A 6,043-nucleotide genomic window follows, 5' to 3' on the forward strand; every position below is an offset into this window, starting at 1 on the left:
GCGGTTCTGGGTCAGCACGCTCTGCCGTGTTTCGGCCTTGCGCAGCCGCTCCGGGATGCGGAACACTTCCGATCCCGGCAGGCGCGCGCACACCACCACTTCATCAACGGAACTGGGCTTGGGGCAGGCCTCGTTGTCGAACACCGTCAAGAAGCGCTGGCGCGGCTGGCTGCCATCGCCGGTGGGCAGATCGGCCGGCTTCAGCATGGTCGGCCGGGGCGGCGCTGTTGTCGGGTTGGCGGGCGGCTGCTGGGCCAGGGCAGGGAGCGCCACTGCCACGGTGAGAAGGATCAAGGGCAGGCGCATGGATATCGGCTCCGCGAGCGGGATTACCCCATCAGATTAGGCGCTTTTGCCGGCACAGGAAACCGGCAAATCGCATCACCGTTGTGCGTGGCCGCGGCTCGCTGCCCCCTGAATGACAACGCCCCGCGCCGATAATCCGGCGCGGGGCGTGTGCGATGGCGATGGTCGCCGGATCAGTTGGTAACGGCAGCCTGCATGGCTTCCAGGCGGGCGATGGCGGCATCGTCGCCGGCGGTGCGCGCAGCAGCCAGTTGGGTGGCCACGGCCGCCACGTCGATCTCCGCCACCGGGGTGGCCTTTTCAGCGAGGATGGTCAGGCCGGTTTCCGTCACTTCGGCAAAGCCGCCGTCGATGAAGAACCGCATGGTGGCGGGGCCACCATCGGCTTCATGGATGGAAATCGCGCCGGGGCGGATGGTGGACATCATCGGCGCGTGGCCGGGCAGCACACCAAAATCGCCTTCCACGCCGGGCACGACAACCATCGCCACCTTGGCCTTTGCCAAGCGGCGTTCCGGAGAGACGAGTTCGAAATCGAGCAATTCAGCCATGTTCGGTTCCCTTCCCCTCCCATTGGGGAGGGGTGTTGGATCAGGCCGCGTCAGCCGCCAACTTGGCGGCCTTGGCAACGGCGTCTTCGATGGTGCCGACCATGTAGAAGGCGTTTTCCGGCAGGTGATCATATTCGCCGGCGACGATGGCCTTGAAGCCCTTGATCGTGTCTTCCACCTGCACGAACACGCCCGGCGAACCGGTGAAGATTTCGGCGACGTGGAACGGCTGCGACAGGAAGCGCTGGATCTTGCGGGCGCGGGACACGACCAGCTTATCTTCCTCGCTCAGTTCATCCATGCCCAGAATGGCAATGATGTCCTGCAGGCTCTTGTACTTCTGCAGCACTTCCTGAACCGAACGGGCAACGGCGTAATGCTCTTCACCCACCACGCGCGGGGCCAGCACGCGGCTGGTCGAATCGAGCGGGTCGACGGCCGGGTAGATGCCCATTTCCGAGATTGCGCGGCTCAGCACGGTGGTGGCGTCCAAGTGGGCGAACGACGCGGCCGGGGCCGGATCGGTGAGATCGTCGGCGGGCACGTAAATGGCCTGCACCGAGGTGATCGAACCCTTGTTGGTCGACGTGATGCGCTCCTGCAGAGCGCCCATGTCGGTGGCGAGCGTCGGCTGATAGCCCACGGCCGACGGGATGCGGCCGAGCAGAGCGGACACTTCGGAACCGGCCTGGGTGAAGCGGAAGATGTTGTCCACGAAGAACAGCACGTCCTGGCCTTCGACGTCGCGGAAATATTCGGCGATGGTGAGGCCCGACAGGGCGACGCGTGCGCGGGCGCCGGGCGGTTCGTTCATCTGGCCATAGACCAGGGCGACCTTCGAACCTTCGGAGATGGCGTTGCCATCCGCGTCCGACGCGATAACGCCGGCTTCGAGGAATTCGTGATAAAGATCATTGCCTTCGCGGGTGCGCTCACCCACGCCGGCGAACACCGAGGTGCCGCCGTGGCCCTTGGCGATGTTGTTGATCAGTTCCTGAATCAGCACGGTCTTGCCGACGCCGGCGCCGCCGAACAGGCCGATCTTGCCGCCCTTGGCGTAAGGCGCCAGCAGATCGATGACCTTAATGCCAGTGACCAGAATGCTCAATTCGGTCGACTGATCGACGAATTCCGGGGCCTTGGCATGAATCGGGGCGGTGTTGGTCTGATCGATCGGGCCGCGCTCGTCGATCGGCTCACCGATGACGTTCATGATGCGGCCCAGCGTGGCCGGGCCGACCGGAACGCGGATCTGGCTGCCGGTGTCGGTCACTTCCTGGCCGCGCACCATGCCGTCGGTGGCGTCCATGGCGATGCAGCGCACGGCGCTTTCACCTAGGTGCTGGGCAACTTCCAGCACGAGGCGGTTGCCGTTCACGGTGCTTTCGAGGGCCGAGAGAATGGCCGGCAGCTCGCCTTCGAAGGTCACGTCGACAACGGCGCCGATCACCTGGCTGATGCGGCCGACATTGTTGGTGGTATTGGCCATGAGGCGTGCTCCTTAAAGGGCTTCGGCGCCCGAGATGATCTCGATCAATTCCTTGGTGATCGCGGCCTGTCTCGTGCGGTTGTAGGTGATGGAAAGCTTGTTGATCATGTCGCCGGCGTTGCGGGTGGCGCTGTCCATGGCGGTCATGCGGCTGCCCTGTTCGGACGCGGCATTTTCCAGCAAGGCGCGGAACACCTGCACGGCCAGATTCTTGGGCAGCAGATCAGCCAGGATCGATTCCTCGTCCGGCTCATATTCCACCGAGGCATCGGCACCGGCAGCGCCACCAGCCGGCAGCGCAGCGGGGATGATCTGCAACCGGGTCGGCTCCTGAGTCAGCGCCGACTTGAAGGTGGAGAAGAACAGGTGGGCGACGTCGAACTCACCGGCTTCGAAGCGGGCGACCACCTCGTCGGCCACGCTCTTGGCATCGGCAAAACCAACATTCTTGATGTGGGTCATGTCGACGGTGCCGACGATCAGATCCTTGTGTGTGCGGGCGAATGGCGCGCGCGCCTTCTTGCCGACGAACAGCAGCTTGACCGTCTTGCTCTGCGCCAGCAGCTCATCCATCGTGCGGCGGGCCAGCTTGGCGATGTTGCTGTTGAAACCACCGGCAAGGCCGCGTTCCGACGAGCACACCACCAGCAGGTGAACCTGATCCTTGCCGGTGCCGGCGAGCAGGCGCGGGCTTTCCGGGCCAACCGTCACGCGGCTGGCGAGCGACGCCATCACGGCGGCCATCCGCACCGAATAGGGGCGGGCAGCTTCGGCGGCTTCCTGCGCCCGGCGCAGCTTGGCCGCCGCAACCATCTTCATGGCCTTGGTGATCTTCTGCGTCGACTTCACCGAACTGATGCGCATTTTCAGAGACTTGAGACTGGGCATCTGCTTCTCTCATCGTCGGCGGGGTGCGAACGCCCCGGCGACAGATTGCTGTTACGCGAAGGTCTTCACGAAGGCGCCGATGACGTCCTTCAGCTTGGCGGTGGTGTCAGCCGAAAGATCCTTCTTGTCACGGATGTCGGCCAGCACATCGGCATGGGCCGATTTCACATGGCTGAGCAGCGCGGCTTCGAAGCGGGTGACGGCAGTCGCATCGATGCTGTCGAGGAAGCCTTTCACGCCGGCAAAGATCGACACGACCTGGTCTTCGAACGGCATCGGCTGATACTGGCCCTGCTTCAGCAGCTCGGTCAGGCGTTTGCCGCGGTTCAGCAGCTTCTGGGTCGAGGCATCAAGATCCGAACCGAACTGCGCGAACGCTGCCATTTCGCGATACTGCGCCAGCTCCAGCTTGATCGAGCCGGCGACCTTCTTCATCGCCTTGGTCTGCGCGGAGGAACCGACGCGCGACACCGACAGGCCGACGTTGATGGCCGGACGGATGCCCTGGTAGAACAATTCGGTTTCCAGGAAAATCTGGCCATCGGTGATCGAAATCACGTTGGTCGGGATGTACGCCGAAACGTCGCCCGCCTGGGTTTCAATGATCGGCAGCGCCGTCAGCGAGCCATTGCCGTTGGCGTCGTTCATCTTGGCGGCGCGCTCCAACAGGCGGCTGTGCAGATAGAACACGTCACCCGGATAGGCTTCGCGGCCTGGCGGGCGGCGCAGCAGCAGCGACATCTGGCGATAGGCAACGGCCTGCTTGGAAAGATCGTCATACACGATCACGGCGTGCATGCCGTTGTCGCGGAAAAACTCGCCCATGGTGCAGCCGGTGTAGGGCGCCAGGAACTGCAGCGGGGCCGGTTCCGAAGCGGTGGCGGCGACCACGATCGAATATTCCATCGCGCCATTTTCTTCCAGCGCGCGCACGATCTGCGCAACGGTCGAACGCTTCTGGCCGACGGCGACATAGATGCAATACAGCTTCTTGCTCTCGTCGGTGCCGGCGTTCACGCCCTTCTGGTTGATGAAGGTATCGATGGCGACAGCGGTCTTGCCGGTCTGACGATCACCGATGATCAGTTCGCGCTGGCCGCGGCCAACCGGCACCAGCGCGTCGAGCGCCTTCAGGCCGGTCTGCATCGGTTCGTGGACGGACTTACGCGGGATGATGCCCGGCGCCTTTACTTCCACGCGCATGCGGGTCACGTCCACCAGCGGACCCTTGCCGTCGATCGGGTTGCCCAGACCATCGACAACGCGGCCCAGCAGGCCCTTGCCCACCGGCACGTCGACGATGGTGCCGGTGCGCTTGACGGTGTCGCCTTCCTTGATGGCGCTGTCCGAACCGAAGATCACTATACCAACGTTATCGGCTTCTAGGTTCAGGGCCATGCCCTTGATGCCACCCGGGAACTCGACCATTTCACCGGCCTGCACATTGTCCAGACCATGCACGCGGGCGATACCGTCGCCAACGCTGAGCACCTGGCCGACTTCCGAAACCTGCGCTTCGGTACCGAAATTGGCGATCTGGTCCTTGATGATCCGCGAGATTTCAGCGGCATTGATGTCCATCTGGGTGGTCCTCTTTTAAGCTTTGAGTGCCTGGCCGAGCATGTCGAGCCGGGTCTTCAATGACGAATCAATCAGGCGGCTGCCAACGCGCACCATCAGGCCGCCCAGGATGGACGGATCAACGTTCACGGTCAGCGCCAAATCGCGGCCGATGCCGGCCTTCAACTTGGCGCCCAACGCCTTCTGCTGCGCCGCGGTCAGCTTGTGGGCTGCCGTTACGGTGGCGGTCACTTCACCCTTGCGGGCAGCGTTCAGCGCGGCAAAATCGCGGATCACCGCCGGCAGCAAGGCCAGCCGGCGATTGGCGGCAAGCACGCCCAGGAAATTCTTGGTCAGGCCATCAAGGCCCAGCCCATCGGCCACACCCGCAACGGCGGCACCCGCCGCGCCGCGATCGACCAGCGGCGAAGACGTCAACGCCGTCAGATCAGCCGATTCGGCCAGCGCCTCGGTCAGCGTCGCCAAGCTGGCCTCAACCGCGGCAAGCGCCTTGCCCTCGATCGCCAGCGCGAACAAGGCACGGGCATAGCGCCCGGAAAGGCCGGTGGCCACGCTTGATGAAATTTGTGCGTCCAAGGCTTCAGGCCCGTTTTGAATCGGATATGACAAAAGGCGCGATGAACAAGGTCCACCGTGTGCGTGGCGCGGCTAGCATGGGCCTGCCGATGTTGCAAGGCAGCATTAGAGGCGGGCGGGCTTTATGAAGAGGGGCAAGGCCGCAAACTCGAGCTGCCCGGACAGCCCGAGCAGGCTGTCTGCTGTGAAGAACGGCGCCAGATACGCCCCCGGCGCCCGCCCGAACGCAAATGCCAGCCCGAACTCGGCCAGCATCAGCCACACAAAGGCCGTGCCGCCCATCACCGCTCGCCCCGCCAGGCTGAGCGGCTGCCGCGCCAGCAAACGCCGGCCCCACCACCAACTCACCGCCAGAATCAGCGGCACCTCTATCGCCACGGCGGCGATGGCACCAATCGCCGGCGCCAACCTCAACGTGCGAATCGTGCCCAGCGCAAAGGCGATGGCGAACACGCCGGCGGAGTAGCGCAGGCCAAGGCTAAGGGCGGTCATCACCCAACCACGATAACTTGTCCCTTGCCCTCGCGAAATCCTGTGGCCAAACAGTGCCAATCGCAGGAGTGATGCCGTCCCACCATGCCCTGGCTGTTCACCATCTTTCTGGCCATTCACGTCGGCGCCGGCGTGGTGGCGCTTACCAGTTTCTGGGGGG

At 64.0% G+C, this 6,043-nt stretch carries 6 protein-coding genes and 1 pseudogene; all 7 read right to left on the minus strand.

Annotated elements, in window-relative coordinates; translation table 11 throughout:
- Positions 1 to 306 (minus strand): annotated as a pseudogene (locus tag Q7O19_RS12730) (hypothetical protein); the annotation flags it as partial.
- Between the two features lie 173 nt (positions 307 to 479).
- Positions 480 to 857 (minus strand): ATP synthase F1 subunit epsilon, encoded by a 378-nt coding sequence (locus tag Q7O19_RS12735; RefSeq protein ID WP_303810874.1) that lies wholly within the window; start codon positions 855 to 857, stop codon positions 480 to 482.
- Positions 858 to 897: 40 nt separating this feature from the next.
- Positions 898 to 2,346: a F0F1 ATP synthase subunit beta gene (gene atpD, locus Q7O19_RS12740; protein WP_303810875.1), complete on the minus strand. Its 1,449-nt coding sequence runs from the start codon at positions 2,344 to 2,346 to the stop codon at positions 898 to 900.
- Positions 2,347 to 2,358: 12 nt separating this feature from the next.
- The gene (locus tag Q7O19_RS12745; RefSeq protein ID WP_303810876.1) at positions 2,359 to 3,234 is read right to left on the minus strand and encodes a F0F1 ATP synthase subunit gamma; all 876 of its coding nucleotides are present in this window, start codon (positions 3,232 to 3,234) and stop codon (positions 2,359 to 2,361) included.
- A gap of 51 nt (positions 3,235 to 3,285) precedes the next feature.
- Complete coding sequence (gene atpA, locus Q7O19_RS12750) at positions 3,286 to 4,815, minus strand: F0F1 ATP synthase subunit alpha (RefSeq protein ID WP_303810877.1); 1,530 nt, start codon at positions 4,813 to 4,815, stop codon at positions 3,286 to 3,288.
- A gap of 15 nt (positions 4,816 to 4,830) precedes the next feature.
- Entirely contained in the window at positions 4,831 to 5,367 is a 537-nt protein-coding gene (locus Q7O19_RS12755; RefSeq protein ID WP_303810878.1) for a F0F1 ATP synthase subunit delta, read from the minus strand.
- Between the two features lie 129 nt (positions 5,368 to 5,496).
- Complete coding sequence (locus Q7O19_RS12760) at positions 5,497 to 5,883, minus strand: hypothetical protein (protein ID WP_303810879.1); 387 nt, start codon at positions 5,881 to 5,883, stop codon at positions 5,497 to 5,499.
- Positions 5,884 to 6,043 lie beyond the last annotated feature (160 nt).

Source organism: Sandarakinorhabdus limnophila DSM 17366 (assembly GCF_945882885.1).
Lineage (GTDB): Bacteria > Pseudomonadota > Alphaproteobacteria > Sphingomonadales > Sphingomonadaceae > Sandarakinorhabdus > Sandarakinorhabdus limnophila_A.